Annotated in this window: 2 protein-coding genes; both read right to left on the reverse strand. The window is 66.7% G+C overall.

Features of this window, described 5'->3' with window-relative positions:
- A partial coding sequence (locus AC097L_RS26115) for a cache domain-containing protein (RefSeq protein WP_479589594.1) occupies nt 1–632 on the reverse strand: 632 nt, incomplete at its 3' end.
- Between the two features lie 126 nt (nt 633–758).
- Nucleotides 759–1063, reverse strand: a 305-nt coding sequence (locus AC097L_RS26120) for an FIST C-terminal domain-containing protein (RefSeq protein WP_479589595.1), incomplete at its 5' end; no start/stop codon positions are given.

The following is a 1063-nucleotide window of genomic DNA, read 5'->3' on the forward strand; positions in this document are numbered from 1 at the left end:
AGCGCGTCCAGGGGCTTGAGGCGCAGCGCGGGCTCGGGGTGCGCCAGGATGGTGCCCTTGCTGCCCACCAGAAACGCGTAGCTGTGCGGCGTGGGCTGGATGGCCGCGACCACCCGCACCACCTGCTCCAGCGATACATCGGCCCCGATCACCGCGCTGACCTGGCCGCCCTTCTGGATCGGCTCGGCAAAGGTCACCACCAGTTTCTGGCTGGTGCTGTCCACATAGGGGGGCGTCAGCACCGGCCCGCCCGCCTGGGCCGCCTGGATGTACCAGGGCCGCGCGGTCGGGTCGTACCCGGCGGAGACGGTGCTTAAAGTGAGGTGCTGTTTATTCGCCTGGCCGATGAAAACGCCGCTGAAGTCACCGGCAATCTTGGCGCTGCGCAGAAAAGCCAGGGGCTCGGGGTGGGCCAGCGTGTCTTGCAACGAGGCCACCACCCGCTGCTTGGAACGCACCCAATCGCTGATACTGGCCACGCTGGTGTCGGCCAAGCGTGCCATTTCGGTATGCAGCGCATCCAGGGTGTTGTTGCGGGCGGTGACGTAGTTGGCGGCGGTGAGGGCCAGCATCGCGGTGGCCACGATGCCCGAGCAGATCAGCGTCAGCCCGGTACGAAGAGAAGACGGCATGGCCATAGAAGGGTTCTCCTAAGCTGCGGTGGGGGGACCGCACCGTGCAAAAGAGTTGGCCTGCGCACTTTACGGCAGGCCATTGTTCATTGCATTGTTACTAAATGCAACCCACCCCGCCGACTCCTATGCCGCTGCGCTGCCGCCGGTAAACACCGTCAGCACGCCGGTGTAGCCGTACAGGTTTTGCCGGGCGATTTCACCGGCGGCGAAGAAGCCCACCAGGGGCACGTCGCCCAGGGCGCGGCGCACGATTTGCAGCTCGGCGCTGGGGCCGCCAAAGTGGTTGCCACCGCGGCCGGTGCAGCTCACGTAGATGGCTCCGGCAATGCGCCGCGCCGGGTGCGGGGCGGATTCGGCCTCAGGGGCGGCGAGTGCGGTGGCCAGCTCGACCGACAGCTCTTCGGGCTCCAGCTCTTCACGGATTTCGG

The sequence above is a fragment of the Rhodoferax sp. RT5P35 genome (assembly GCF_056521385.1).